The following is a 24,372-nucleotide window of genomic DNA, read 5'->3' on the forward strand; positions in this document are numbered from 1 at the left end:
GACACCGGGGGAACTTCTCGAAGGGGCGATACGCGTGAGCGCCAGCGGCACCACGACCGGACAGGTCGAGCACATGCTGCGCCAGGTGACGCCCGGGCGCTACGACGCCTACGAGGCCCTGCTGCGCGCCCTCGCCACCCCCACTTCCGGCCAGGTCTGGATGCTGCTGTGGCACGGACAGGCCGGCTCCCCGGACGCCCAGTACGGGAACATGGAGGTCGAGGGCTACGGCTACGCGCCCTGCGTGACCTCCGCCCAGGAGCTGTCGGCCAGTGGCTGGAACCGCTCGTACGAGGTGGTCGACGGCCTGGAGGTCGCCCGCGCCCTCTACCCGGACCACTACGGCCTGTGGCTCAACCCGCACGCCCCCGGCGGCGGCGTCGGCATCCCCTGGCTCGACCTGCGCCGTATCGCCTCCGGCCTGGACCGCCAGCCCGCCGGTCCGCTGCGGCTGTCCGAACCGGCCATCGAGGTCCCCCAGTTCTACGCCCTGCTCGCGCAGAACGCCCACCGCACCCCGGCGGTCCGCGCGCTGCGCCGCGCCTGGGTTCAGCCGGCGCTCGGGGCGCCGTATCTCGCCATCGGCCTGGACGTGTACGACACCTCCCCGCCGGCCGTCGACGCGGTGCGCGCGATGATGCAGCAGTCCGTCGGCGCGGTGCCGGACGGGCTGCCGGTGTCGACGGTGGCGATGACCGACACCCACGACCCGGTCGCCCTGTGGCTGCGCGCCAACGCCCGCCCGTTCTACGACCGCGAGGCCCACGCTGCCGCCCCCGCACAGGCACCGGCGAGCGGGTACGGATACCCTCCGGCAGGTAGCCGGTACTGACGGCCGGGGGTCCGTCCGTCGCGTCGGAGGAGGGGATCTCCGCGCGTAGATGACGGCGCAAAGCGCCGCCGTATCCCCGATGTCCAACTTGCCCCTGTCCGGCCCCCGTTACCCACTGTCCGGATAACGGAACACCTCGAACAGCATCACGGTTGCGCATCCATTCCCCGTCAGCTCTGGCCCGAGATCGCCAAAGCGTTGAAGACTCCCGCAACAAGGGGTGGATGCTCGCCTCTTTGTACGACGGACTGATCACGCCGCTACAGCGGCAAGTGCGGGCCGGCTACCGCCGGTTGAGAGGGGTCCCTGCCAGATGACGGCACCATTGCACGAGCCGACCGCGGAAGCGGCCCCGAGTGCGGCAGAGGAAACGGCGGTCGCCGGCGCCGAGACCAAGTCGGTACAAGGCCGCTCCCTGGGCCGGATCGCCTGGGAGCGCCTGAAGAAGGACCGGCTGGCCCTCGCGGGCGGCATCGTGGTGCTGCTCCTCATCCTGGTCGCCGTCTTCGCGCCCCTGATCACCTCCCTGTACGGGCAGGAGCCCAACGCGTACAACGAGGACATGATCGACCCGCTGTTCGGCACCCCCACGGGCTCCCTGGGCGGCGTCAGCGGCGACCACTGGCTCGGCGTCGAGCCGGTCAACGGCCGTGACATCTTCGCCCGCATCGTCCACGGCGCCCGGATCTCGCTGCTCGTCGGCTTCCTGTCCGCCATGGTCGCCGTGGTCATCGGCACCGTTCTGGGTGTCCTCGCCGGCTTCTTCGGCGGCTGGGTCGACTCCCTCGTCAGCCGGATCATGGACGGCCTGCTGGCCTTCCCGCAGCTCCTGTTCATCATCGCCCTGGTCTCCGTGATGCCGGACTCCATGCTGGGGCTGAGCGGCACGGGTGTGCGCCTGCTCATGATGATCGTGGTCATCGGCTTCTTCGGCTGGCCCTACATCGGCCGCGTGGTCCGCGGCCAGACCCTCTCGATGCGTGAACGGGAGTACGTCGAGGCGGCCCGGTCGCTGGGGGCCGGACGGTTCTACATCCTGTTCAAGGAACTGCTGCCCAACCTGGTGGCGCCGATCATCGTCTACACGACGATGATGATCCCGACCAACATCCTCACCGAGGCGGCGCTCAGCTTCCTGGGCGTGGGCGTCAAGCCGCCCACGTCGTCCTGGGGACAGATGCTCTCGAGCGCGATCGACTACTACAAGTCCGACCCCATGTACATGGTGGTCCCCGGTGTGGCGATCTTCATCACCGTTCTTGCCTTCAACCTCTTCGGTGACGGCGTGCGCGACGCGTTGGACCCGAAGGGCTCCCGCTGACCTGCCGTACCGCAAAGCGACCCGTGGCACCTGCACGGGGTCTCTCATCTAATCCGGAGGATCCGAGATCGTGACTACCCAACGCACCTCAGGGCGGCGCAAGCAGGCTTTGGCCGCTGCCGCAGTGGTCGCCGCGCTGCTGACCACGGCGGCGTGCGGCGGCGGCGGCGACGACGACGGCGGCAGCGGTTCGAAGAACGGCGCGGCCGGCTTCGACGCCGCCAACAACAAGGTCGCCCAGGCCTCCGAGGCCAAGAAGGGCGGGACGCTGAAGTTCGCCAGCACGCAGGACGCCGACTCGTGGGACACCACGCGTGGCTACTACGGCTTCATGTGGAACTTCTCCCGCTACTACAGCCGCCAGCTCGTCACGAACAAGACGGAGCCGGGCAAGACCGGCGCCGAGGTCACCCCGGACCTCGCCACCGACGTCGCCAAGGTCTCGGACGACGGCAAGACCTACACGTACACCCTGCGTGACGGCATCACCTGGGAGGACGGCAAGCCGATCACCTCCAAGGACGTCAAGTACGGCATCGAGCGCGTGTGGGCGCAGGACGTGCTGTCCGGCGGTCCGACGTACCTCAAGGAGGTGCTCGACCCCAAGGACGAGTACCAGGGCCCGTACAAGGACAAGTCCGCGGACAAGCTGGGTCTGAAGGCGATCGAGACGCCGGACGACAAGACGATCGTCTTCCACCTGCCGCAGGCCAACTCGGACTTCGAGGAGATGCTCGCGCTGACCTCGGCGTCCCCGGTCCGCCAGGACAAGGACACCAAGTCCAAGTACGGTCTGCACCCGTTCTCCTCGGGCCCGTACAAGTTCGAGTCGTACAACCCGGGCAAGGACCTGACCCTGGTCCGCAACACCGAGTGGAAGCAGAGCTCGGACCCGATCCGCAAGGCGTACCCGAACAAGATCACGATCAAGTTCTTCACCAACGCCAACGACCTGGACGCCCGCCTGATCGCCGGCGACTACGACATCGACCTGGCCCAGACCGGTCTGTCCCCCCAGGGTCGTACCACGGCGCTGAAGGAGCACAAGGGGAACCTGGACAACCCGGTCTCGGGTTACATCCGGTACGCCGCGTTCCCGCAGAACGTGAAGCCGTTCGACAACATCCACTGCCGCAAGGCCGTGCTCTACGGGGCCGACCACGTCTCCCTGCAGACCGCGCGCGGCGGCCCGGTCGCCGGCGGTGACATCGGCACCAACATGCTGCCGCCCGCCGTCCCGGGCTCCGAGGGTCAGAAGTACGACCCGTACGAGATGGCCGGCGCCAACAAGAACGGCAACGTCGAGAAGGCCAAGGAAGAGCTGAAGGCCTGCGGCCAGCCGAACGGCTTCAAGACCACCATCGCGGTCCGCAACAACAAGCCGGTCGAGGTCGCCACCGCCGAGTCCCTCCAGGCCTCGCTGAAGAAGGTCGGCATCAACGTCGAGATCGACCAGTACGACGGCTCGCAGTACGCCAGCGTCATCGGTAGCCCCACGAACGTGAAGAAGAAGGGCTACGGCATCATCATCATGGGCTGGGGCCCGGACTTCCCGTCCGTGCAGGGCTACGGTCTGCCGCTGTGGCACAGCGACTACATCCTCGACAGCGCGAACAACAACTTCGCGATGATCGACGACCCGAAGATCGACGGTCTCTTCGCCGACTACCTGACCGCGAAGGACGACGCGGGCAAGCAGAAGATCGCCACGGAGATCAACCACAAGGTGATGGAAGGCGGGTACTACCTGCCCTTCGTCTTCGAGAAGTTCATCAACTGGCGCTCCAGCAACATCGCGAACGTGTACACCACCGACGCCTACAGCGGTATGTACGACTTCGTGAACATCGGCCTGAAGAACCCCAAGAAGTAACCGGTACACCCGCCGTACGGCACGAAAGGCAGGTGAAGGCCGGCGCGGCGTGACCGCGGGCCGCCGGAGGACCTCCGGCGGCCCGCGGGACGCAGCGGGCCGCAACCCGTGCTCGCTTACCTCATCAGGCGGCTGTTCGCCGCCGCAGTGATGCTTGTGGTCATCATCCTGGTGGTCTTCTGCATCTTCTTCCTCGTCCCCAAGTGGGCCGGGGTCGACATCGCCCTGAACTTCGTCGGCAAGCAGGCGGACCCCGCCGCCGTCGAGGGTGTGCGGGAGAAGCTGGGTCTGGGCGACCCGGTCCTCGTGCAGGCCTGGGAGTTCTTCAAGGGCATCTTCGCGGGTCGCACCTACGCGGCCGGCGGCGAAGTGACCCACTGCGCCGCGCCCTGCTTCGGCTACTCCTTCAAGACCGAGCAGTCGGTCTGGCCGGTTCTGACCGAGCGTTTCCCGGTGACCCTGGCTCTCGCGCTCGGTGCCGCCGTGCTGTGGCTGATCTTCGGTGTGGCCGCCGGTGTGCTCTCCGCTCTCAAGCGCGGCTCGCTGTGGGACCGCGGCGCGATGGTCGTCGCCCTGGCGGGTGTCTCCCTCCCCATCTACTTCACCGGTCTGCTCAGCCTGGCGATCTTCTCCTACGGACTGGGCTGGATCGACGGTGAGTTCGTCCCGCTCGAGGACAGCTTCAGCGGATGGTTCGGCGGCATGATCCTGCCCTGGATCACGCTGGCCTTCCTGTACGCCGCGATGTACGCCCGGATCACCCGCGCCACCATGCTGGAGATCCTCGGCGAGGACTACATCCGTACAGCGCGGGCCAAGGGCCTCAAGGAACAGGTCGTCATCAGCAAGCACGCGATGCGTTCGACCCTGACCCCGCTGCTCACCATGCTCGGCATGGACCTCGGCGCCCTGATGGGCGGTGCGGTCCTGACCGAGACCACGTTCAGCCTCCCCGGCCTCGGCCAGAAGGTGCTGGACGCGATCAAGAACCACGACCTGCCCTTCATCCTGGGCGTCGTCCTGATCACTTCTCTCGCGGTGCTGATCGCCAACCTCGTGGTGGACGTCCTGTACGCCGTGATCGACCCCCGAGTGAGGCTCGCATGACCGAACTGAGCAAGAGCGGGGCCGCGGTGGGCGAGCCCGCCGCCACCTCGCCCGCGCCCACCGCCTTCCTGGAAGTACGCGACCTCAAGGTCCACTTCCCGACCGACGACGGCCTGGTCAAGTCCGTCGACGGGCTCTCCTTCCAGCTGGAGAAGGGCAAGACCCTCGGCATCGTGGGCGAGTCCGGCTCCGGCAAGTCGGTGACCTCGCTGGGCATCATGGGCCTGCACACCGCCGGCCAGTACGGCAAGCGCAAGGCGCGGATATCCGGAGAGATCTGGCTGGACGGCACCGAGCTGCTGTCCGCCGACCCCGACCACGTGCGCAAGCTCCGCGGCCGCGAGATGTCGATGATCTTCCAGGATCCGCTCTCCGCGCTGCACCCGTACTACACGATCGGCCAGCAGATCGTGGAGGCGTACCGCATCCACCACAAGGTGGACAAGAAGACCGCCAAGCGCCGCGCGGTGGAGATGCTCGACCGGGTCGGCATCCCGCAGCCCGACAAGCGGGTGGACAGCTACCCGCACGAGTTCTCCGGCGGTATGCGCCAGCGCGCGATGATCGCGATGTCGCTGGTCAACAACCCCGAGCTGCTCATCGCGGACGAGCCGACCACCGCCCTGGACGTCACCGTCCAGGCGCAGATCCTCGACCTCATCCGGGACCTGCAGACGGAGTTCGGCTCCGCGGTCATCATCATCACCCACGACCTGGGCGTCGTCGCCGAACTGGCCGACGACCTGCTGGTGATGTACGGCGGCCGGTGCGTCGAGCGCGGTCCCGCGGAGAAGGTGTTCTACGAGCCCCGGCACCCCTACACCTGGGGCCTGCTCGGCTCGATGCCGCGGCTCGACCGCGACCAGCAGGAACGCCTCATCCCGGTCAAGGGCTCGCCGCCCTCCCTCATCAACCTCCCGTCCGGCTGCGCCTTCAACCCGCGCTGCCCGTACGCCGACGTGCCCAAGGACGACGTCACCCGCACGGTCCGCCCCGAGCTGACCGAGGTCGGCAGCAAGCACTGGGCCGCCTGCCACATGTCGCAGGAGCAGCGGGAGCGTATCTGGACCGAAGAGATTGCGCCGAAGCTGTGAGCGACCAGGCAGAGGACAAAGCGGTGACCATCCCCGCACAGACCAGCGGTGCCACCCTGACCAAGGACGCCGCTCCCGGCGAGACGCTGCTCAAGGTGACCGGGCTGCAGAAGCACTTCCCGATCAAGAAGGGCCTGCTGCAGCGCCAGGTCGGCGCGGTCCGCGCCGTCGACGGCATCGACTTCGAGGTCCGCTCCGGCGAGACGCTGGGTGTCGTGGGCGAGTCCGGCTGCGGCAAGTCGACCATGGGCCGGCTGATCACCCGGCTCCTGGAGCCGACCGCCGGCAAGGTCGAGTTCCAGGGCAAGGACATCACCCACCTCGGGGTCGGCGGCATGCGTCCGCTGCGCCGCGACGTGCAGATGATCTTCCAGGACCCGTACTCCTCGCTGAACCCGCGCCACACCATCGGCACGATCGTCAGCGCCCCGTTCAAGCTCCAGGGCGTCCAGCCCGAGGGCGGGGTCAAGAAGGAGGTCCAGCGGCTGCTGTCGGTGGTCGGTCTCAACCCCGAGCACTACAACCGCTACCCGCACGAGTTCTCCGGCGGTCAGCGCCAGCGCATCGGCATCGCCCGCGCGCTCGCGCTCAACCCGAAGCTGGTCGTGGCCGACGAGCCGGTCTCCGCGCTCGACGTGTCGATCCAGGCCCAGGTCGTCAACCTGCTCGACGACCTGCAGAGCGAGCTCGGTCTGACGTACGTGATCATCGCGCACGACCTCTCGGTCGTCCGCCACGTCTCGGACCGCATCGCGGTGATGTACCTCGGCAAGATCATGGAGCTGGCCGACCGCGACCTGCTCTACAAGACGCCGATGCACCCGTACACCAAGGCGCTGATGTCGGCCGTCCCGATCCCGGACCCGGCCCGCAAGTCGGCCGAGAGCGAGCGCATCCTGCTCAAGGGCGACGTGCCTTCGCCGATCGCCCCGCCGAGCGGCTGCCGCTTCCACACCCGGTGCTGGAAGGCGACGCAGATCTGCACCACCACCGAGCCGCCGCTGAAGGAGCTGCGGCCCGGCCAGCAGGTGGCCTGCCACCACCCGGAGAACTTCGAGGACCAGGCCCCGCAGGACGTCGTCCTGCTCTCCGCCGCGAAGGAGGCGGCGGAGCTGGTGTCCGAGGACGCCCTGGCGGAGTCGGCGTCGACCTCGGCGGCCGTGGCCGCGGAGGCCGCGGAGGTCGAGAGCACGGAGGCCGAGTCGTCCGAGGGCGAGTCCGCTGAGGGCGAGTCCGCTGAGGGCGAGTCTGCCGAGAGCGAGTCCGCCGAGACGGAGTCGTCCGAGAGCGAGTCCGCCGAGGCCGCCGAGGGCGCCGCGTCGGACGGTGACCAGCCCTCCGCCGAGAGCAGTGACGAGGAGCCTCCTGGCAAGAGCAGTGACGAGGAGCCTCCCGCCAAGGGGAAGTGACCTCACTCACCCGCCCTGCCACTGAGCCCCTGCCTTCATTTGTAAGGCAGGGGCTCAGTGGCAGGTAAGAATGGAAGGGTGTACGAGCAACTCTTCAGCCCCACCGTCCAGCACACGCTGGACCTGGTCGGCATCTTCGTCTTCGCCATCTCCGGCGCGCTGCTGGCCGTACGCAAGAACTTCGACGTCTTCGGCATCGCCGTCCTCGCCGAGGTCACCGCGCTGGGCGGCGGGCTGTTCCGGGACCTGGTGATCGGCGCGGTGCCGCCCGCCGCCTTCACCGACCTCGGGTACTTCCTCACCCCGCTGCTCGCGACGCTGCTGGTCTTCTTCCTCCATCCCCACGTGGAGCGGCTCCAGACCGGCGTGAACATCTTCGACGCGGCGGGCCTCGGCCTGTTCTGCGTCGCCGGCACCACCAAGGCGTACGACTACGGCCTCGGCCTGACCGCCTCCGCCTGCCTGGGCCTGGCCACCGCGGTCGGCGGCGGCGTCCTGCGCGACGTGCTCGCCAACGAGGTGCCCTCACTGCTGCGTTGGGACCGCGACCTGTACGCCGTCCCGGCGATCGTCGGCTCCGCGATGGTCGCCCTGTGCATCCGCTACGAGGCGCTCACGCCGTTCACCAGCGGGCTCGCGGTCGTCACGGCCTTCGTCCTGCGCCTGCTCGCCCTGCGCTACCACTGGCGGGCGCCGCGCGCCTGGAACCGCCGGTCGACGGTGGTGGAGGGGGACTGACCCCCGCGTCCCTCAGGGCCGCGTCATGTCCTTGACGAAGACGACGCCGTCGACCGAGTCCAGGTGGGCGGGGTCCAGCGGGGCGTAGCCGAACCAGGGGGAGACCCGGGGCGCGGGCCGGGGGTCACCGAGGGCGTCGGTCAGCCCTCGGGCGTCGATGAGGCAGGGGTCCTGCTCAACCGCGCACAGGAGCCCCTCGACGGTGCCCGGCGGCGAGGAGTCCACCCCCTGGTGCCGGATCGTGCCCAGTGCCGTGGCCACGAAGGCGTACTCCCCGCCGAGCCGGGCGCCGACGAGCGCACCGGCGCTCCACCATTCCACCGGTCCCTGCCACATCCGCATCGAGCTCTTCGCGCGCTGGAGGTGGGCGTTGTGGGCGTGCACGAGCGTCGGTCCCCGGTCGGCGAGCGCGAGGAGGTTGTCGGCCATCATCCGGTCCCGCACACCCAGCAGGCGGGTCATGCGGCCCGGGGAGGCGTCGGCCATCCAGTAGTGGTACGTCAGCAGACCCGTGGCGGTACGTCCGTGCAGGCGGGCCCGTTCCCAGGCGTCCCGTGAGCCGGACGCGAGCAGGTGCGGCGTCTGCTCGTCCAGCAGAGACACCAGGTCGGCGGCGAGCGTCCGCAGCTCCCCGGCCCCGGCCGACCGCCCCACGGACCGGGCCGGGTCCGTCATCGCCTCGGGCTCGGTCCACCGGTCGTCGGCGCCGAGCAGGCGGTCCAGCGTCTGGGCGGTGCACGGGAGCAGGCCTGGGTCCACCGCGGCCGCGAGGTAGCCGTGGAGCGCGGTGAGGGCCTGCCGGGGGCTCGCGGCGCCGGTGATCTCCAGGGGGCCGTCGAAACCGGCGAAGTGGAGCCACTCGTCGGCGGGCCGGTCCTCGTTGTACGCGCGCATCCAGCGCACCAGCTCCCGGTTGGGCGCACTGGCGCCAAAACCGTGGCTGAACCCGTGCGCCATGACCTCGTCGAGGGTGCCGGTGCCCCGGGTGACGTAGTCGTCCACGGCCAGCCCTCTCAGGCAGTCGCTCTCGATCGTGATCGTCCGGTAGCCGTGCTGCTCGACGAGTTGCCGGAACAGGTCGTTGCGCACGTCGAGCAGGGTGTCCTCGCCGTGGGTGGGCTCGCCCAGGGCGAGCAGCCGGGGCGAGGAGGGCAGCAGCCGCATGAGGGCGGCGGCGTCGAGGGGATGGGCGATGTCCTGAATGCGTTCGGCCATGCGTTCAACGCTATCGTTGAACTCTCGGTTGAAACTTGGGCAGGAAAGCGTGGGAACTTTGGTCGACAACCTTCAAACCGAGGGTCGGCTCAGGCCGGTCGACCTGGCCCGCGCGCACGGTCTGTCGGCGCAGGCGGTCAGGAACTACGAGGCGGCCGGCATCCTCCCGGCCGCCGCGCGCACGGACCACGGCCACCGCGTCTACTCCCCACTGCACGCCCGCGCGCTGGCCGCGTTCCTCGCCCTGGTGGCGGGCCACGGTCACCGGACGGCGGCCTCGGTGCTGCGGGAGGTGAACGACGGCGCGGTGGACGCAGCGCTCCGCCTGATCGACGAGAGCCATGCCCGGCTGCTCGACGACCGGCGGACACTGGAGGACGTGGAGGGTGCGCTGCGGGACCTGGTGCCCGAGCCGGACGGGGAGGTGCCCGGGGCCGCCGGCGGGTTCATCGGGGCGCTCGCGGCGGAGTTGGGCATCCGGCCCGCCACCCTGCGCAAGTGGGAGCGGGCCGGCCTGGTGCGCCCGAGGCGCGACCCGGTGACCGGGTACCGCCGTTACGACGAGGCCGACGTCCGGGACGCCCGCCTCGCCCACCAGCTCAGGCGGGGCGGCTACCCGCTGGAGCGGATCGCGGCGGTCGTCGCCCAGGTCCGGTCGGCCGGGGGAGTGGAGCCGCTGGAGGCCGCCCTGCGTGAGTGGCGGGACCGGGTGACCGCCCGTGGCAGGGCGATGGTGGCCGGGGCGGCGGAGTTCGACGCGTACCTGCGCGCCCGGGAACGGGAACGGGAACAAAAAGCTACCGCTTAGTAGCTGCCTGTTGTACCGTGCAGTCATGCCAGAAGCAGCCTCCGCAGCGGCCGTACGGGCCACCATCGGCGACAGTGAGTTCGACCGGGACACCGCGGTGACCCGACGCGCCCCCGGCGTCTACGACATCGACCTCTCGGCCGGCTGGACGATCATCAACGCCGTCAACGGCGGCTATCTGCTGGCCGTCCTGGGCCGCGCCCTCGGCGACGCCCTCCCGCACCCCGACCCCTTCACCATCTCGGCGCACTACCTCACCGCCTCCCAGCCCGGCCCGGCCCTCGTGCGCACCGACACCGTCCGCACGGGACGCACCCTCTCCACCGGCCAGGCCTCCCTCTTCCAGTACGACGACGCGGGCAACGAGGTGGAGCGCATCCGCGTCCTCGCCTCCTACGGCGACCTCGACGCGCTGCCGGACGACGTCCGCACCTCGGCGAAGCCGCCCGCGATCCCGCCGATGGACCAGTGCTTCGGCCCCCAGGACGGCCCCGCCCCCGTCGAGGGCAGCTCGGCCATCACCGACCGCCTGATGCTCAAGCTGGATCCCGCCACCCTGGGCTGGGCGCTCGGGCAGCCCTCCGGCCGGGGTGAGATGCGGGCCTGGTTCGGCCTCGCCGACGGCCGTGACGCCGACCCGCTGTCGCTGCTCCTCGCGGTGGACGCGCTGCCGCCGACCGCCTTCGAGCTGGGGCTCCAGGGCTGGGTGCCGACGGTCGAGCTGACCGCGCACGTGCGGTGCCGTCCGGCGCCGGGCCTGCTGCGGGTCTCCATCGCCACCCGCAACCTCGCCGGCGGCTTCCTGGAGGAGGACGCCGAGGTCTGGGACAGCGCCGACCGGCTGGTCGCGCAGTCCCGTCAGCTGGCCCGGGTGCGGCTCGGCTGACCCGGGGGCTGCTCAGTCCAGCCAGTGCGTGCGGCCGACGCTGATCAGCCGCAGTTGCCGCCGCGCCGTCTCGACGGCCCGGCGGCGCTCCTCTTCCGGGGCGTCCAGCGTCTCCAGGAAGAGGGACGCCGTGATCAGCATCTGGTCGACGTAGAGCCCCGCCAGCATCCGCAGGTCGGCGTCGCTCCAGCCCGCCGCCGACGCGTCCGTGGCCAGCTCGGCCTTCACCTCCTCGGCGAACCGCGCCAGTTGCTCCCGTATCGCCCGGCGCACCGGCTGCACCCCACCGTGCCGCTCCCGCGCGATGAAACGGACGTGGGCCGGGTGCGCGGCCACATGCCCGGCGATCAACTCCACCGCGCGGGCGATGCGTTCGTCGTCGTCCTCGGCCGGTGACATCGTGGTCCGGATCATCGGGTGCAGGCTGCCCAGCGCCTCCTCGACCAGCGCCACGCCGAGATCGGCCGTGGAACGGAAGTGCCGGTAGAAGGCGGTCGGTGCCACCCCCACGGCGCGTGTGACCTCACGCAGCCCCAGGCTGCTCAGGCTCTGCTCCTCCAGTAGGCCGAGCGCCGCGTCCAGGAGCGCCTGCCGGGTCTTCTGCTTCTGCGCCTGTCGAACGCCGGGGGTGTGACTCATGCCATGCAGTTAACAACTGTTCTCCGGAATTGAAAAGCCGTACGGCGCGCTAGAGTGGGAAGTCAGTGAACAACTGTAACCACAACCGTTCACCGAAGTCCGGAAGGAAGTCCGGAAGTCTGGGGGACCCGCTCCATGCTGTTTCTCGTCGTCGCACTCCTGATCCTCGGCCTGGTCATGGGCACCGTCGCCCACGCCCCGCTCACCTTCTCGGTCGCGGCCGGGCTGGTCATCGCCGTCTGGCTCGGCATCTTCGCCCTCCGCGAGCGGCACGGCCGCCGACGGAGCACCTCCGCCCACTGACCCGCCCCACCGACGCACGGCAGGGAGAACGCCATGCAGCTCACCGCACCGGCCAACCGCACCACCGAAAGCCCCCGCACCACCCGTCGCACCGGCATCCACGACACCGACGGCATGGCCGTCGCCTCCTTCGTCCTCGGCCTGCTCGGCCTGCTCGTGCTCAACGTCTTCCTGGGCCCGATCGCCATCGCCCTCGCGAGCATCGCCCTGTGGCGCGGCACCGCCCGACGCGGCCGGGCCCTCCTCGGCCTCGGCCTGGGCGTCGCCGACCTGCTGGTCCTGGTGGCGTTCATGTCCGCTGACAACACGATGTCCTGGAGCCTGTGAGCCACCGCCCCGCTCCGCCGGGGGCCGCCGTGCGACGAGGCCAACCGCGGTCCGGGACCGGGCGCGACCGCCCCGTAGAATCGGCCGCACCATGGCTTACCTCGACCACGCCGCGACGACCCCGATGCTTCCCGAGGCAGTCGAGGCACTCGCCGCGCACCTGAGCGTCACCGGCAACGCCTCCTCCCTCCACGCGTCCGGCCGCCGGGCGCGGCGCACCGTCGAGGAGGCCCGCGAGACCCTCGCCGAGGCGCTCGGCGCCCGCCCCAGCGAAGTGGTCCTCACCTCCGGCGGCACCGAGGCCGACAACTTCGCCGTCAAGGGCCTGTACTGGGCCCGCCGCGACGCCGACCCGGCCCGGACCCGGGTCCTGGCCAGCCCCGTCGAGCACCACGCCGTCCTCGACGCCGTCCACTGGCTCGGCGAACACGAGGGGGCGACCGTCGAGTACCTGCCGGTCGACGCGTACGGCCGCGTCCACCCCGAGGCGCTGCGCGAGGCCATCGCCCGCGACCCCGGCGACGTCGCCCTCGCCACCGTCATGTGGGCCAACAACGAGATCGGCACGATCATGCCGGTCCGTGAACTCGCCGACGTGGCCGCCGAGTTCGACGTGCCGCTGCACGCCGACGCGGTCCAGGCCTTCGGCCAGCTGCCGGTCGACTTCGCCGCCTCCGGGCTCGCCGCCATGACCGTGTCCGGCCACAAGATCGGCGGCCCCTACGGCATCGGCGCGCTGCTGCTCGGCCGGGAATACACCCCGGTGCCCGTCCTGCACGGCGGCGGCCAGGAACGCCACGTCCGCTCCGGCACCCTCGACGTCCCCGCCGTCGCCTCCTTCGCCGTCGCCGGCCGGCTCGCCGCCGAGCACCGCGCGTGGTTCGCCCGTGAGATCGGCGCCCTGCGCGACGACCTGGTCGACGCGGTCCGCACGGCGGTCCCGGACGCCGTCCTCGGCGGCGACCCGGCACCGGAGGGGCGCCTTCCCGCCAACGCCCACTTCACCTTCCCCGGCTGCGAGGGCGACTCCCTCCTTCTCCTGCTCGACGCCCAGGGCATCGAGTGCTCCACCGGCTCCGCCTGCACCGCGGGCGTCGCCCAGCCCAGCCACGTCCTGCTGGCCACCGGGACCGAACCCGACCTGGCCCGCGGCACCCTGCGCTTCTCACTCGGCCACACCTCGACCGAGGCCGACGTGGAGGCCCTCGCCAAGGCGATCGGTCCCGCGGTGGAACGCGCCAGGGCGGCGGGGCTGTCGTAGGGCGACGGGCGTTACGGCCGCGGCCGTACGGTCCGCCGAATCGGCTCGGGCCCCGGTCGCGGCTCAGGCCCTGGTCGGCGGCTTCGACGCGCCGCTCGTGGCCGCCCGCCGCACCAGCCGCAGATACCGGTCCCAGTCCCAGTGCGGCCCCGGGTCGGTGTGGTCGGTGCCCGGCACCTCCACGTGGCCGAGGAGGTGCTCGCGGTCCACGGGTATGTCGTACCGCGCGCAGATCCCCGCCGTCAGGCGCGCGGAGGCGGCGTACATCGCGTCGGTGAAGTCCTGCGGGCGGTCCACGAAGCCCTCGTGCTCGATGCCGACACTGCGTTCGTTGTAGTCGCGGTTGCCCGCGTGGTACGCCACGTCCAGCTCACGGATCATCTGGGTGATCCGGCCGTCCTGCCCCACGATGTAGTGCGCCGCCGCCTTGTGCCCCGGATCCTGGAAGGCCCGCACCGCGCTGTCGAAGCTGCCCTGCGTGACATGGACGATCACCATGTCGATGCCGAAGTCGTCCGGGCGGTCCGCCCGCCGCCAGTTCGCGTCCGACGCCGCCACCCAGCGCGCGCCCGCGTAGTCGACGGCGCCCTGCTCACGGGGCCGCTCGACGCCCGGCATCCGCCACCACAGCCGGGACAGCTCGTCGCGGGCCAGCACACCGGTGCCCACGGCCGCCGCCGCACCGCCGACGATCAGCGCCCGCCGCCCGATGCGCCGGTCGCCGTCCCCCGACCCGCCGCTCGCGGAACCGCCCGGTGCGGACCCGCCGGCGGATCCCTGCTTCGCCCCCATACGATCTCCAACGCATACTCGCGCGCTCCGGTTCCCGCCTCCCCGTACTCTGGAGGGGCTATGACTGACACTCCGCAGCGCACCCGTCCCCTCCGCGTCCTCGCCGCCATGTCGGGCGGAGTCGACTCCGCCGTCGCCGCCGCCCGCGCGGCCGAGGCGGGGCACGACGTGACCGGCGTCCACCTGGCGCTCTCCGCCAACCCGCAGTCCTTCCGCACGGGCGCCCGGGGCTGTTGCACCATCGAGGACTCGCGGGACGCCCGCCGCGCCGCCGACGTCATCGGCATCCCCTTCTACGTGTGGGACCTCGCCGACCGCTTCCGCGAGGACGTGGTCGAGGACTTCGTCGCCGAGTACGAGGCCGGCCGCACGCCGAACCCCTGCCTGCGCTGCAACGAGAAGATCAAGTTCGCGGCCCTCCTCGACAAGGCCCTCGCGCTGGGCTTCGACGCCGTCTGCACCGGCCACTACGCCCAGGTGATCCTGCGCGAGGACGGCACCCGCGAGTTGCACCGCGCCTCCGACATGGCCAAGGACCAGAGCTACGTCCTCGGCGTGCTCGACGACCGGCAGCTCGCGCACGCGATGTTCCCGCTCGGCGACACCGTCACCACCAAGGACGAGATCCGCGCGGAGGCCGAGCGCCGGGGCCTCGCGGTGGCCAAGAAGCCCGACTCGCACGACATCTGCTTCATCGCCGACGGCGACACCCAGGGCTTCCTCGCCGACCGGCTCGGCAAGGCCGAGGGCGACATCGTCGACGAGGCGGGCAACCGGCTCGGCACCCACGAGGGCGCCTACGGCTACACCATCGGCCAGCGCAAGGGCCTGCGCATCGGCACGCCGGCCCCCGACGGCAAGCCCCGCTACGTCCTGGACATCTCCCCGGTGGACAACACCGTGACCGTCGGCCCGGCCGAGGCCCTCGACGTCGACGCCCTCACCGCCATCAAGCCCCGCTGGTGCGGCGCCGCCCCCACCGGCCCCGGCACCTACACCGCCCAGCTCCGCGCCCACGGCGGCGAGAGCGAGGTACGGGCCGAACTGGTCGACGGCACCCTGGAGGTGGCCTTCTCCGAGCCGGTGCGGGGCGTGGCACCCGGCCAGGCGATCGTGCTCTACGACGGCACGCGCGTGGTGGGTTCGGCGACGATCGCCTCCACGACGCGCGCGACGGCCGGCGCGGCCTGAGCCCCGCGCCGTCGCCGGGGCCGACGACGGCGCCGGTTCATCCGGCGAGGAACTCCGCCAGCACCGGCGCCAGTACGCCCGGCTCCACCATGTGGGTCTGCCGGTCCACGGTGCCGTAGGTGCCCTCCGGGGCGGCGTCCGCGACCGCGCGGGCGGCCTCGTGCCACCACGCGTCGCTCGCGCCGCCCGCGAGGACCAGGAGCGGGACGGTGATCGCGGCGATCTCGGTGCGCGGCACCCGTCCGCCGCCCAGCACGGCGTCGTCGTACGCCAGACTCGGCGCCACCGACTCCATCCCCGCCCACATGGGGGACTGCCGCGCACCCCGGATCATCTCCTCGCCCAGCCCCGTGTGCCGCAGGAACAGCTCCACCGCGTCCCCGCGCCGGCCCTGCCCCAGCACCTCGGTCAGCCGCTCGGTGTACTCGGCCGCGGCCCGCACGGCGGCGTCGTCCATGGCGTACGGCACCTCGTACACGGCGGCCCGGCGCACCGGCAGCCCGCTCGCCGCCGCCCGGAGCACCAGCGCGCCGCCCGACGACATGCCGTACAGCGAGGCCTCGCCGCCCACCGCCTCGATCAGCGCGGCCAGGTCCTCGATCTCGCGTTCCACCGCGTAGGGCGCGGTGTCGCCGCTCTCGCCGCGCCCCCGGCGGTCGTACACGGTGACGTCGAATCGGTCCGACAGCTCGGCGGCCAGTGGTGCCATCGTGGCGCCGGTCGACATGGCCCCGCTGACGAGCACGACCGCCGGTCCCCGCCCGGAGCGCTCGTAGGCGATGCGGGTGCCGTCACGCGAAACAGTCGTCATCTCCATGCCTGAGCAGACTGCCCTACGGCACCGGATTCATCGCTCAGGACACCTCGGCTTCGTAGAAACAGAGGTGGTCCTTGATCTCCGCGACCTCCGGCTTCGGGTCCGGGTACGCCCAGGCCAGGTCCGCCGCGTCCGGCAGCGACCAGTAGGAGGCGTCGCCCTTGAAGGGGCAGTGGGTGTGCGTGTCGGACGGGGTCAAAAGGTCGAGGCGCACGTCCCGGGGCGGGATGTAGTACCGGTCGGGACAGCCCGTCTCGTGCAGGACGAGCGCCGCGTCGCTCTCCGCCAGCACCTGATCGCCGTGCACCACGCGCACGTGCCGTTCGCTCGGTTCCACGGTGATGCGATGGCCCGCGAGTCCCTTGGGTCCCTTGGTCACGATCGTCCTCCTCGATGGCAGTGTCCTTCGTCACTACAGCGTGCCCGGACCCCGGCTTCTTCCCGTTCCGGCGGGCCGTACGGTGGACGCCATGAACATCTGCGTCTTCCTCTCCGCCGCCGACCTCGACGAGCGCTACACGGGCCCCGCCAAGGAGTTCGCCGAACTGCTCGGCAAGGGTGGGCACACCCTCGTGTGGGGCGGCTCCGACGTCGGCCTGATGAAGGTCGTCGCCGACGGCGCGCAGGAGGCCGGCGGACGGCTGCTCGGTGTCTCGGTGGACTTCCTGGCGGCCAAGGCGCGCGAGGGCGCCGACGAGATGGTGATCGCGAAGGACCTGGCCGAGCGCAAGCGGCTGCTGCTGGAGAAGGCCGACGCCGTGGTCATCATGGTGGGCGGCACCGGCACCCTCGACGAGGCCACCGAGATCCTGGAGCTGAAGAAGCACGGGCACACCGACAAGCCGGTCGTCCTGCTCAACACCGCGGGCTTCTACGACGGACTCAAGGAGCAGTTCCGCCGCATGGAGGACGAGGGCTTCCTGCCCCGGCCCCTCACCGAGCTGGTGTTCTTCGCCGAGGAGCCGGTCGGCGCGCTCGCCTACCTGGAGGAGAGCCAGGGCATCGAGTAGGACGCCGGTGGTGCGAGCATGGCGGGCATGGCTACACATGTGATCACCGGAGCGGGCTCCGGCATCGGCGCGGCCGTCGCCCGCCGCCTGCACGAGCGAGGCGACGAGATCGTGCTGCACGCGCGCGACGCGGGCCGCGCGAAGGAACTGGCCGCCGCGCTCCCCGGCGCGAAGACCCTGGTCGGCGACCTCGCCGACCCGGCCAAGCTGTCCTGGGCCCTCTCGCACCAGTCGCTGCCCGACCGGGTGGACTCGCTGCTGCACGTCGCGGGCGTCGTCGACCTCGGTCCGGTCGGCGACCTCACCCCGAAGACCTGGCTCAACCAACTGAACGTCAACCTGGTCGCCCCGGCCGAGCTGACCCGCCTCCTCCTGCCCCAGCTCCGGGCCGCCCAGGGCCATGTGCTCTTCGTCAACTCCGGCTCGGGCCTCACCGCCCACGCCGGTTGGGCCGCGTACGGCGCCTCCAAGCACGGCCTGAAGGCCCTGGCCGACGCCCTGCGCCAGGAGGAGCACGCGAACGGCGTCCGCGTCACCTCGGTCTACCCCGGCCGCACCGCCAGCCCCATGCAGGCCAAGGTCCACCAGCAGGAGGGCAAGGAGTACGACCCCGCGAAGTGGATCGACCCCGAGTCCGTCGCCACCACGATCCTGATGGCCCTGGACCTCCCGAGGGACGCGGAGGTCAACGACCTGACGGTGCGCCCGGGAAGGTAGTCCAGCCCGTCCGGCGTTTGAGGACGAGGCCGTCCAGGCCGAAAGCGGGGGTCTGCGGGCGCGGCCCCCAGGGACGGGAAAGGGAAGGGGCGGCGGGGGCGAGAACAAGCCCCGCACCCCTGCGTACGCTTGCCCCGTGAACGACATCTTCGCCCCCGCCACCGGCATCGGCAGCCTCCCGGGCCACGACGCGCGAGAGGCCGCCAAGACCGCCACCGGCAGCTTCGAGGACTTCCCCTTCCTCCCCGAGCTGCCCGCCCGCGGCCCCGGCGCCGACATGATCGGCCGTAGCGCCGGGATGCTCGTCGAGCTGTACGCGCGCGTGGAGCCCAGCGGCTGGCGACTCGGCGACCGCCCGGGCCGGGACACCAAGCGCGCCCGCGCCTGGCTGGGCGAGGACCTCGACGCCCTGGAGGAGTTCACCCAGGGCTACGAAGGCCCGCTCAAGGTCCAGGCCGTCGGCCCGTGGACCCTCGCCGCCGCCCTGGAGCTGCGGGGCGGCGAGGCGGTCCTCTCCGACCCCGGCGCCTGCCGCGACCTCGCCGCCTCGCTCGCCGAGGGCCTGCGCCTGCACCTGGCGGAGATCCGGCGCCGCGTCCCGGGGGCCCGCCCCGTCCTCCAACTCGACGAGCCGTCCCTCACCGCCGTCCTGCGTGGACAGATCCGCACCGCCAGCGGCTACCGCACCCACCGCGCCGTCGACCGCCAGGTGGTGGAGGCGACCCTCCGCGAGGTCGCCGCGGCGCAGGACGGGGACCCGGTCGTGGTCCACTCCTGCGCACCGGACGTGCCGTTCGCCCTGCTGCGCCGGGCGGGCGTCGCCGGCGTCTCCTTCGACTTCTCGCTGCTCACCGAGCGTGACGACGACGCGATCGGTGAGGCCGTCGAGGGCGGCACCCGGCTGTTCGCCGGTGTCGTGCCGGGCACGGACAGTGCTTTGTCAGACCCTGCCGGTAGCGTCATGGGTGTCAGAACGCTGTGGCGCAGGCTGGGGCTGCGTCCGGAGCTGCTGGCGGAGACGGTCACCGTCACTCCGGCGTGCGGACTCGCGGGTGCCTCCCCGGACTACGCCCGGCGCGCGCTCGCCCACTGCGTCCGGGCGGCACAATCTCTCGCGGACAACCCAGAGTAACGGGAGGACACACGGTGGCCGGCGACAAGCAGGGCGACAAGCAGGCGGAGACGACGAGCGTGCCCGCCGAGGCGCGGGAGCAGCACGCGCGGCTCGCCGAGCAGATCGAGGAGCACCGCTTCCGGTACTACGTGAACGACGCACCCGTCGTCAGCGACGCGGAGTTCGACCGGCTGCTGCGCACCCTGGAGGAGCTGGAGGAGCGGCACCCGGAGCTGCGCACCCCCGAGTCCCCGACCCAGAAGGTCGCCGGTTCCTACGAGACCGAGTTCACGGCCGTGCAGCACCCCACACGGATGCTCTCCCTGGACAACACCTTCAACGACGACGAGCTGGCCGCCTGGTTCGACCGCATCGCCCGGGAGCTGGGCGAGCAGGAGTACCACTTCCTGTGCGAGCCGAAGGTCGACGGACTCGCCGTCAACCTCACCTACGAGCGCGGCCGTCTGGTCCGCGCCGCCACCCGCGGCGACGGACGCACCGGCGAGGACATCACGCCCAACGTCCGCACCATCGCCGAGATCCCCGAGCGCCTGGCCGGCGACAAGGTCCCCGACCTGGTGGAGATCCGCGGCGAGGTCTACTTCCCGATGGAGAAGTTCCAGGAGCTCAACACCCGGCTGAACGAGGCGGGGGACAAACCCTTCGCCAACGCGCGCAACGCGGCGGCCGGTTCGCTGCGTCAGAAGGACCCCCGCGTCACCGCCTCCCGCCCGCTGCACATGGTGGTCCACGGCATCGGCATCCTGGAGGGCTACCAGGGCATGACCCGCCTCTCCCAGGCGTACGACCTGCTCAAGACCTGGGGTCTGCCCACCTCCCCGCACAACAGGGTGGTCGACGGCCTGGACGGCGTACGGGACTTCATCGCGTACTACGGCGAGAACCGGCACTCCGTCGCGCACGAGATCGACGGTGTCGTCGTCAAGCTCGACGAGATCCGCCTCCAGGGCCGGCTCGGCTCCACGGCCCGCGCACCCCGCTGGGCCATCGCCTACAAGTACGCGCCGGAGGAGGTCAACACCAAGCTCGTCGACATCAAGGTGGGCGTCGGCCGCACCGGCCGTGTGACGCCGTACGCGCAGGTCGAGCCGGTGACGGTGGCCGGCAGCGAGGTGGAGTTCGCCACGCTGCACAACCAGGAGGTCGTCAAGGCCAAGGGCGTGCTCATCGGCGACACCGTGGTGCTGCGCAAGGCCGGTGACGTCATCCCCGAGATCCTCGGGCCGGTCGCCGACCTCAGGGACGGCAGCGAGCGGGAGTTCGTGATGCCGGCGAAGTGCCCCGAGTGCGGGACGCCGCTGCGCGCCATGAAGGAGGGCGACATCGATCTCCGCTGCCCCAACGCCCGCGCCTGCCCGGCCCAGTTGCGCGAGCGCGTCGCCTACCTCGCCGGCCGGGAGTGCCTGGACATCGAGCACTTCGGCGGGGTCGTCGCGGCCGCGCTGACCGGGCCGCTGGAGCCGTCCGAGCCCCCGCTGGTGGACGAGGGCGACCTCTTCGACCTCACCCTCGAGAAGCTGCTGCCCATCAAGGCGTACGTCCTCGACCCGGACAGCGGGCTGCCCAAGCGCGACCCCAGGACCGGCGAGGAGAAGATCGCCACGGTCTTCGCCAACAAGGAGGGCGAGCCGAAGAAGAACACCCTCGCGCTGCTCCAGCACATCGAGGAGGCCAAGACCCGCCCGCTGGCCCGCTTCATCAACGGCCTCTCCATCCGGTACGTCGGGCCGGTCGCCGCCCAGGCCCTCGCCCGCGAGTTCCGCTCCATCGACCGCATCGAGCAGGCCACCGAGGAGGAGCTGGCGCGCCCGGACGGGGTCGGCGACATCATCGCCGCCGCGGTCAAGGAGTGGTTCGCCGTGGACTGGCACCGCGAGATCGTCCGCAAGTGGAAGGCGGCCGGCGTTCCGCTGGAGGACCGGTCCACGGGGGAGGACGAGGGCCCGCGCCCGCTCGAAGGCCTCACCGTCGTCGTCACCGGCACCCTGGAGAACTTCACCCGGGACGCGGCCAAGGAGGCCCTCCAGAACAGGGGCGCGAAAGTGACCGGATCCGTGTCCAAGAAGACGTCGTTCGTCGTGGTCGGTGACAACCCCGGTTCGAAGTACGACAAGGCGATGCAACTGAAGGTTCCGGTTCTGGACGAGGACGGTTTCGCCGTGCTGCTCGAACAAGGGGCCGAAGCGGCGGCGGATGTCGCGCTTTCGGCTGAGGAATAGCGGTTGAAGGCCACCCGATCGGCGCATATCAGTTGCATACGGGTGGCGGGGTGGCATTCGGGCAACCGTCGACGACCAGTGCCCCTGGAAGCCTTCCGCGGCCTACTGTTGAGGTGTGCGCCCGCCGTGCCCAGCTGCGGTCGGGGCACCCTGCCCCGAGTGACAGGGGAAGGGGTCTCCCAGGCGGAGCCGTTGAAGGTGGTCGAGGCGGGGGCCGCGTGGCGTGGGCACCGCCGGCTGTGAGAGGGACGGGAATGGAACCGACCGAGAGCGCCGCCGCGGGCTCACGGCTGCGCCTGCGTCGCATGGTGGGCGCGTCGCACGTGAGCCGGTGGCTCGGGCAACGCGATGGCGGCGCCCCGCCTCCCACGACGGGCACCCGGGTGCCCCAGGCCACCGGCCACACCACGGGGCACCTCCACGGCCCGGCCGACGCGGACGCCGAACGGCACCTGGCCTGGCCCGCGTTGCCCGCGGCGATCGTCGCGACCGCCGCCTTCGTCCTGGGCGCCGGTTTCTACCGGGCGTTCAGCGACGGCCACGCCCTCTTCCCGTCCGGCACCGTCGGCTGGTCGCTGGCCGTGCTGTCCGGCATCGTCGTCGGCCACCTGGTCATGCTCGGCCGCTCCCGCTGGTGGGGCGGCACCGGCTCGGGCGCCGCCCTCACCCTCGCCGTCCTGCTGCTGTACGGCTGGATTCCGGCCGGCATGGTCAGCCTCACCGTCGTCGTCCTGGTCGGCATCGCCCGCCGGGGCCGCTGGCGGCAGGGCGTCCTGCACGGCGCGGTGGACATCCTCGGCATCGCGGCGGGTGCCCTGCTCCTCGGCGTCTGCGGCTCCGTACCGTCCGTCGAGCACCCCTGGGGCCCCGGCACCTGGGGGGTGTACGCAGCGCCCAAGGTGGTGCTCGTCGCCGTCGCCTACCTCGCCGTCACCCGCGCCCTGCTGTGGTACCTGCAGACCCCGCGCCCCGGTCTGCCCACCGCCGCCCGTACCGCCCTGGTCCGACAGGGCCTGCTCGCCGTCGCCCTGCTCGGCATCGCTCCGCTGGTCTGCGTCGTCGCCGTCGCCAAGCCGCTGCTGCTGCCGCTGTTCGCCATCCCGCTCATCGCCCTCGACTCCACGCTGTGGATCGCCCGCGCCCGCGCCGAGGAGCAACTGCGCGACCCGCTCACCGGCCTGCCCAACCGGCAGTGGCTGCTGGAGCGCACCTGGAGCGCGCTGGACGACGCCGAACGCATCGGCGCCCGAGCCGCCCTGATGCTGATCGACCTCGACCGTTTCCGGTCGGTCAACGACACACTCGGACACCTCGCGGGCGACCGGCTGCTGCTGCAGACCGCCGACCGGCTGCGGCAGGCCCTGCCCCGCGGGGCGGAGGCCGCGCGGCTCGGCGGCGACGAGTTCGCCGTCTTACTGCCGGTCGCCGACTCCACCACGTCGGCGACCCGGGTCGCCCGGAGCCTCGTGTCCGAGCTCAGTTCACCGATGGACCTGGACGGACTCACCCTGGTCCTGGAAGCCAGCGCCGGCGTCGCCGTCTTCCCCGACCACGCGCTGGACGCCGAAGGACTGCTGCGCCGCGCGGACGTGGCGATGTACCAGGCGAAGCGGGACCGCACCGGCGTGGAGGTCTACGAGTCCAAGCGGGACTCCAACACGCCGGACCGGCTCGGCCTCCTCGGCGACCTGCGCCGGGCCCTGGACGCCCACGAGGTCGAGCTGCACTACCAGCCCAAGGTCCGCTTCGACGGACAGGTGGCGGGCCTGGAGGCCCTGGTGCGCTGGGTGCACCCCGAGCGCGGCAAGGTGCCGCCGGACGAGTTCATAGCCATCGCCGAGTCCTCCGGGCTCATGCCCCACCTCACCGAGTACGTACTGGAGACGGCGCTCGGGCAGGTCGCCCGCTGGCGCGCCCAGGGGCTCTTCGTGCCGGTCGCGGTCAACGTCTCCCCGCGCGACGTGCACACCCCCGGTTTCGCGGGCTCGGTGGCCGCCCGGCTCGCCCGGCACGGCGTTCCCGCGGGAGCGCTCCAACTCGAGATCACGGAACACGTCCTGCTCGAGGACCCGCAGCGCGCGGCCGACACCCTCAACGCGCTGACCGGGCACGGCGTCAAGATGTCCCTCGACGACTTCGGCACCGGCTACTCCTCCCTCGTCCACCTGCGCAGGCTCCCCGTCAGCGAGCTGAAGATCGACCGCTCGTTCGTGGCCCGGCTGGCCATCGACAACGAGGACGCCGAGATCGTGCGCTGCACCGTCGACCTCGCCCACTCCCTCGGCCTGCTCGTCGTCGCCGAGGGAGTGGAGGACGACGAGACCTGGGAGCGGCTGCGGGACCTGCGCTGCGACGCCGTACAGGGCTGGCTGGTCGCGGCCGCGATGCCCCCGGAGGAGACCACCGCCTGGCTGCTCGCCCGCGGCTCAAGGGGCTGGGTACGGGCCGCCGCCGCACTGCCCGCGGCGGCGAGCGACGAGTGACCTGAGCGCCTGAGCGCCTGAGCGCCGTCGGCCGAGGCGCGCTCTGCCCGCCGGTGCCGCCGCCCACCGGGACGGCCCGGCGGGACCGACGCGCCGCTGCCTCCACGCCGCCCGGTCCGGTCCTTTCGTCCGCCTCGGCCCGGACGCGCGCCCGGCCTGGACGAGCCGCCCGGCCCGGACACGGGGCGCCCGCGC

General features: G+C 71.5%; 23 protein-coding genes. 18 read left to right on the forward strand and 5 right to left on the reverse strand.

Features of this window, described 5'->3' with window-relative positions:
* The first annotated feature begins 34 nt into the window (after positions 1–34).
* The 7 genes from AB0P07_RS11365 to AB0P07_RS11395 all read left to right on the forward strand — a co-directional run bounded on the left by AB0P07_RS11365 (position 35) and on the right by AB0P07_RS11395 (position 8,374).
* A complete protein-coding gene (locus AB0P07_RS11365) occupies positions 35–832 on the forward strand; it encodes an enhanced serine sensitivity protein SseB C-terminal domain-containing protein (protein WP_365548448.1) in 798 nt (265 codons plus the stop codon).
* A 313-nt stretch (positions 833–1,145) separates the two neighbouring features.
* The gene (locus AB0P07_RS11370; RefSeq protein WP_365548451.1) at positions 1,146–2,153 is read left to right on the forward strand and encodes an ABC transporter permease; all 1,008 of its coding nucleotides are present in this window, start codon (positions 1,146–1,148) and stop codon (positions 2,151–2,153) included.
* 70 nt (positions 2,154–2,223) lie between these two features.
* Positions 2,224–4,026, forward strand: a complete 1,803-nt coding sequence (locus tag AB0P07_RS11375; RefSeq protein WP_365548454.1) for an ABC transporter substrate-binding protein — start codon at positions 2,224–2,226, stop codon at positions 4,024–4,026.
* Positions 4,027–4,134: 108 nt separating this feature from the next.
* A complete protein-coding gene (locus AB0P07_RS11380) occupies positions 4,135–5,133 on the forward strand; it encodes an ABC transporter permease (protein ID WP_362283300.1) in 999 nt (332 codons plus the stop codon).
* Positions 5,130–6,227: an ABC transporter ATP-binding protein gene (locus AB0P07_RS11385; RefSeq protein ID WP_365548458.1), complete on the forward strand. Its 1,098-nt coding sequence runs from the start codon at positions 5,130–5,132 to the stop codon at positions 6,225–6,227. The genes AB0P07_RS11380 and AB0P07_RS11385 overlap by 4 nt, the downstream gene beginning before the upstream one ends.
* 23 nt (positions 6,228–6,250) lie before the next feature.
* The gene (locus tag AB0P07_RS11390) at positions 6,251–7,636 is read left to right on the forward strand and encodes a dipeptide ABC transporter ATP-binding protein (RefSeq protein WP_365548461.1); all 1,386 of its coding nucleotides are present in this window, start codon (positions 6,251–6,253) and stop codon (positions 7,634–7,636) included.
* A gap of 78 nt (positions 7,637–7,714) precedes the next feature.
* Complete coding sequence (locus tag AB0P07_RS11395) at positions 7,715–8,374, forward strand: trimeric intracellular cation channel family protein (RefSeq protein ID WP_365548464.1); 660 nt, start codon at positions 7,715–7,717, stop codon at positions 8,372–8,374.
* Positions 8,375–8,386: 12 nt separating this feature from the next.
* Here AB0P07_RS11395 and AB0P07_RS11400 read toward each other — a convergent pair whose 3' ends face one another.
* Positions 8,387–9,589, reverse strand: coding sequence for an erythromycin esterase family protein (locus tag AB0P07_RS11400; protein ID WP_365548467.1), 1,203 nt, complete (start codon positions 9,587–9,589; stop codon positions 8,387–8,389).
* A gap of 58 nt (positions 9,590–9,647) precedes the next feature.
* On the opposite strand from AB0P07_RS11400, the gene AB0P07_RS11405 reads away from it, so the two are divergent.
* A complete protein-coding gene (locus tag AB0P07_RS11405; protein WP_365549263.1) occupies positions 9,648–10,397 on the forward strand; it encodes a TioE family transcriptional regulator in 750 nt (249 codons plus the stop codon).
* Positions 10,398–10,422: 25 nt separating this feature from the next.
* Positions 10,423–11,283 carry a thioesterase family protein gene (locus AB0P07_RS11410; RefSeq protein ID WP_365548470.1) on the forward strand — a complete coding sequence of 287 codons (861 nt, stop codon included), beginning with the start codon at positions 10,423–10,425 and terminating at the stop codon, positions 11,281–11,283.
* Between the two features lie 12 nt (positions 11,284–11,295).
* Here the strand turns inward: AB0P07_RS11410 and AB0P07_RS11415 are convergent, their stop codons facing one another.
* Positions 11,296–11,922, reverse strand: a complete 627-nt coding sequence (locus AB0P07_RS11415; protein ID WP_365548473.1) for a TetR family transcriptional regulator — start codon at positions 11,920–11,922, stop codon at positions 11,296–11,298.
* Positions 11,923–12,057: 135 nt separating this feature from the next.
* Between AB0P07_RS11415 and AB0P07_RS11420 the strand changes: the two genes are divergently transcribed.
* The 3 genes from AB0P07_RS11420 (at position 12,058) to AB0P07_RS11430 (ending at position 13,813) form a co-directional block, all read left to right on the forward strand.
* Positions 12,058–12,225, forward strand: a complete 168-nt coding sequence (locus AB0P07_RS11420) for a hypothetical protein (RefSeq protein ID WP_102932660.1) — start codon at positions 12,058–12,060, stop codon at positions 12,223–12,225.
* Positions 12,226–12,258: 33 nt separating this feature from the next.
* On the forward strand, positions 12,259–12,552 hold the full coding sequence (locus AB0P07_RS11425) for a DUF4190 domain-containing protein (RefSeq protein WP_365548476.1): 294 nt from the start codon (positions 12,259–12,261) through the stop codon (positions 12,550–12,552).
* 91 nt (positions 12,553–12,643) lie between these two features.
* The gene (locus tag AB0P07_RS11430) at positions 12,644–13,813 is read left to right on the forward strand and encodes a cysteine desulfurase family protein (protein WP_365548479.1); all 1,170 of its coding nucleotides are present in this window, start codon (positions 12,644–12,646) and stop codon (positions 13,811–13,813) included.
* Between the two features lie 63 nt (positions 13,814–13,876).
* Here the strand turns inward: AB0P07_RS11430 and AB0P07_RS11435 are convergent, their stop codons facing one another.
* Positions 13,877–14,605 carry an N-acetylmuramoyl-L-alanine amidase gene (locus tag AB0P07_RS11435; protein WP_365548482.1) on the reverse strand — a complete coding sequence of 243 codons (729 nt, stop codon included), beginning with the start codon at positions 14,603–14,605 and terminating at the stop codon, positions 13,877–13,879.
* Between the two features lie 60 nt (positions 14,606–14,665).
* Here AB0P07_RS11435 and mnmA point away from each other — a divergent pair, with 60 nt between their 5' ends.
* Complete coding sequence (gene mnmA, locus AB0P07_RS11440) at positions 14,666–15,796, forward strand: tRNA 2-thiouridine(34) synthase MnmA (protein ID WP_365548485.1); 1,131 nt, start codon at positions 14,666–14,668, stop codon at positions 15,794–15,796.
* A gap of 37 nt (positions 15,797–15,833) precedes the next feature.
* On the opposite strand, the gene AB0P07_RS11445 is transcribed toward mnmA, so the two are convergent.
* Together AB0P07_RS11445 and AB0P07_RS11450 are read right to left on the reverse strand one after the other, a co-directional pair.
* Positions 15,834–16,613: an alpha/beta hydrolase gene (locus AB0P07_RS11445; RefSeq protein ID WP_365548488.1), complete on the reverse strand. Its 780-nt coding sequence runs from the start codon at positions 16,611–16,613 to the stop codon at positions 15,834–15,836.
* A gap of 37 nt (positions 16,614–16,650) precedes the next feature.
* Positions 16,651–16,992, reverse strand: a complete 342-nt coding sequence (locus AB0P07_RS11450; protein WP_365548491.1) for a DUF427 domain-containing protein — start codon at positions 16,990–16,992, stop codon at positions 16,651–16,653.
* A gap of 91 nt (positions 16,993–17,083) precedes the next feature.
* On the opposite strand from AB0P07_RS11450, the gene AB0P07_RS11455 reads away from it, so the two are divergent.
* The 5 genes from AB0P07_RS11455 to rmdB all read left to right on the forward strand — a co-directional run bounded on the left by AB0P07_RS11455 (position 17,084) and on the right by rmdB (position 24,177).
* Complete coding sequence (locus AB0P07_RS11455; protein ID WP_365548494.1) at positions 17,084–17,623, forward strand: TIGR00730 family Rossman fold protein; 540 nt, start codon at positions 17,084–17,086, stop codon at positions 17,621–17,623.
* Positions 17,624–17,650: 27 nt separating this feature from the next.
* Positions 17,651–18,340, forward strand: coding sequence for an SDR family oxidoreductase (locus AB0P07_RS11460; protein ID WP_365548497.1), 690 nt, complete (start codon positions 17,651–17,653; stop codon positions 18,338–18,340).
* Positions 18,341–18,476: 136 nt separating this feature from the next.
* Positions 18,477–19,472, forward strand: a complete 996-nt coding sequence (locus tag AB0P07_RS11465; protein WP_365548500.1) for a methionine synthase — start codon at positions 18,477–18,479, stop codon at positions 19,470–19,472.
* A 14-nt stretch (positions 19,473–19,486) separates the two neighbouring features.
* Positions 19,487–21,694: an NAD-dependent DNA ligase LigA gene (ligA, locus tag AB0P07_RS11470; RefSeq protein ID WP_365548504.1), complete on the forward strand. Its 2,208-nt coding sequence runs from the start codon at positions 19,487–19,489 to the stop codon at positions 21,692–21,694.
* Between the two features lie 254 nt (positions 21,695–21,948).
* The gene (gene rmdB / locus AB0P07_RS11475; protein WP_365548507.1) at positions 21,949–24,177 is read left to right on the forward strand and encodes a cyclic Di-GMP phosphodiesterase RmdB; all 2,229 of its coding nucleotides are present in this window, start codon (positions 21,949–21,951) and stop codon (positions 24,175–24,177) included.
* Positions 24,178–24,372: the final 195 nt, after the last annotated feature.

The organism is Streptomyces sp. NPDC085944 (assembly GCF_040686295.1).
Taxonomy (GTDB): Bacteria; Actinomycetota; Actinomycetes; order Streptomycetales; family Streptomycetaceae; genus Streptomyces; species Streptomyces salinarius.

Bases quoted from the DNA above. Each gene is read 5' to 3' on its own strand.
- AB0P07_RS11370 (WP_365548451.1), top strand. From the start codon at position 1,146: ATGACGGCACCATTGCACGAGCCGACCGCGGAAGCGGCCCCGAGTGCG.
- AB0P07_RS11385 (WP_365548458.1), top strand. From the start codon at position 5,130: ATGACCGAACTGAGCAAGAGCGGGGCCGCGGTGGGCGAGCCCGCCGCC.
- AB0P07_RS11400 (WP_365548467.1), bottom strand. From the start codon at position 9,589: ATGGCCGAACGCATTCAGGACATCGCCCATCCCCTCGACGCCGCCGCC.
- AB0P07_RS11410 (WP_365548470.1), top strand. From the start codon at position 10,423: ATGCCAGAAGCAGCCTCCGCAGCGGCCGTACGGGCCACCATCGGCGAC.
- AB0P07_RS11415 (WP_365548473.1), bottom strand. From the start codon at position 11,922: ATGAGTCACACCCCCGGCGTTCGACAGGCGCAGAAGCAGAAGACCCGG.
- AB0P07_RS11420 (WP_102932660.1), top strand. From the start codon at position 12,058: ATGCTGTTTCTCGTCGTCGCACTCCTGATCCTCGGCCTGGTCATGGGC.
- AB0P07_RS11425 (WP_365548476.1), top strand. From the start codon at position 12,259: ATGCAGCTCACCGCACCGGCCAACCGCACCACCGAAAGCCCCCGCACC.
- AB0P07_RS11430 (WP_365548479.1), top strand. From the start codon at position 12,644: ATGGCTTACCTCGACCACGCCGCGACGACCCCGATGCTTCCCGAGGCA.
- AB0P07_RS11435 (WP_365548482.1), bottom strand. From the start codon at position 14,605: ATGGGGGCGAAGCAGGGATCCGCCGGCGGGTCCGCACCGGGCGGTTCC.
- mnmA (WP_365548485.1), top strand. From the start codon at position 14,666: ATGACTGACACTCCGCAGCGCACCCGTCCCCTCCGCGTCCTCGCCGCC.
- AB0P07_RS11445 (WP_365548488.1), bottom strand. From the start codon at position 16,613: ATGGAGATGACGACTGTTTCGCGTGACGGCACCCGCATCGCCTACGAG.
- AB0P07_RS11455 (WP_365548494.1), top strand. From the start codon at position 17,084: ATGAACATCTGCGTCTTCCTCTCCGCCGCCGACCTCGACGAGCGCTAC.
- AB0P07_RS11460 (WP_365548497.1), top strand. From the start codon at position 17,651: ATGGCTACACATGTGATCACCGGAGCGGGCTCCGGCATCGGCGCGGCC.
- rmdB (WP_365548507.1), top strand. From the start codon at position 21,949: ATGGAACCGACCGAGAGCGCCGCCGCGGGCTCACGGCTGCGCCTGCGT.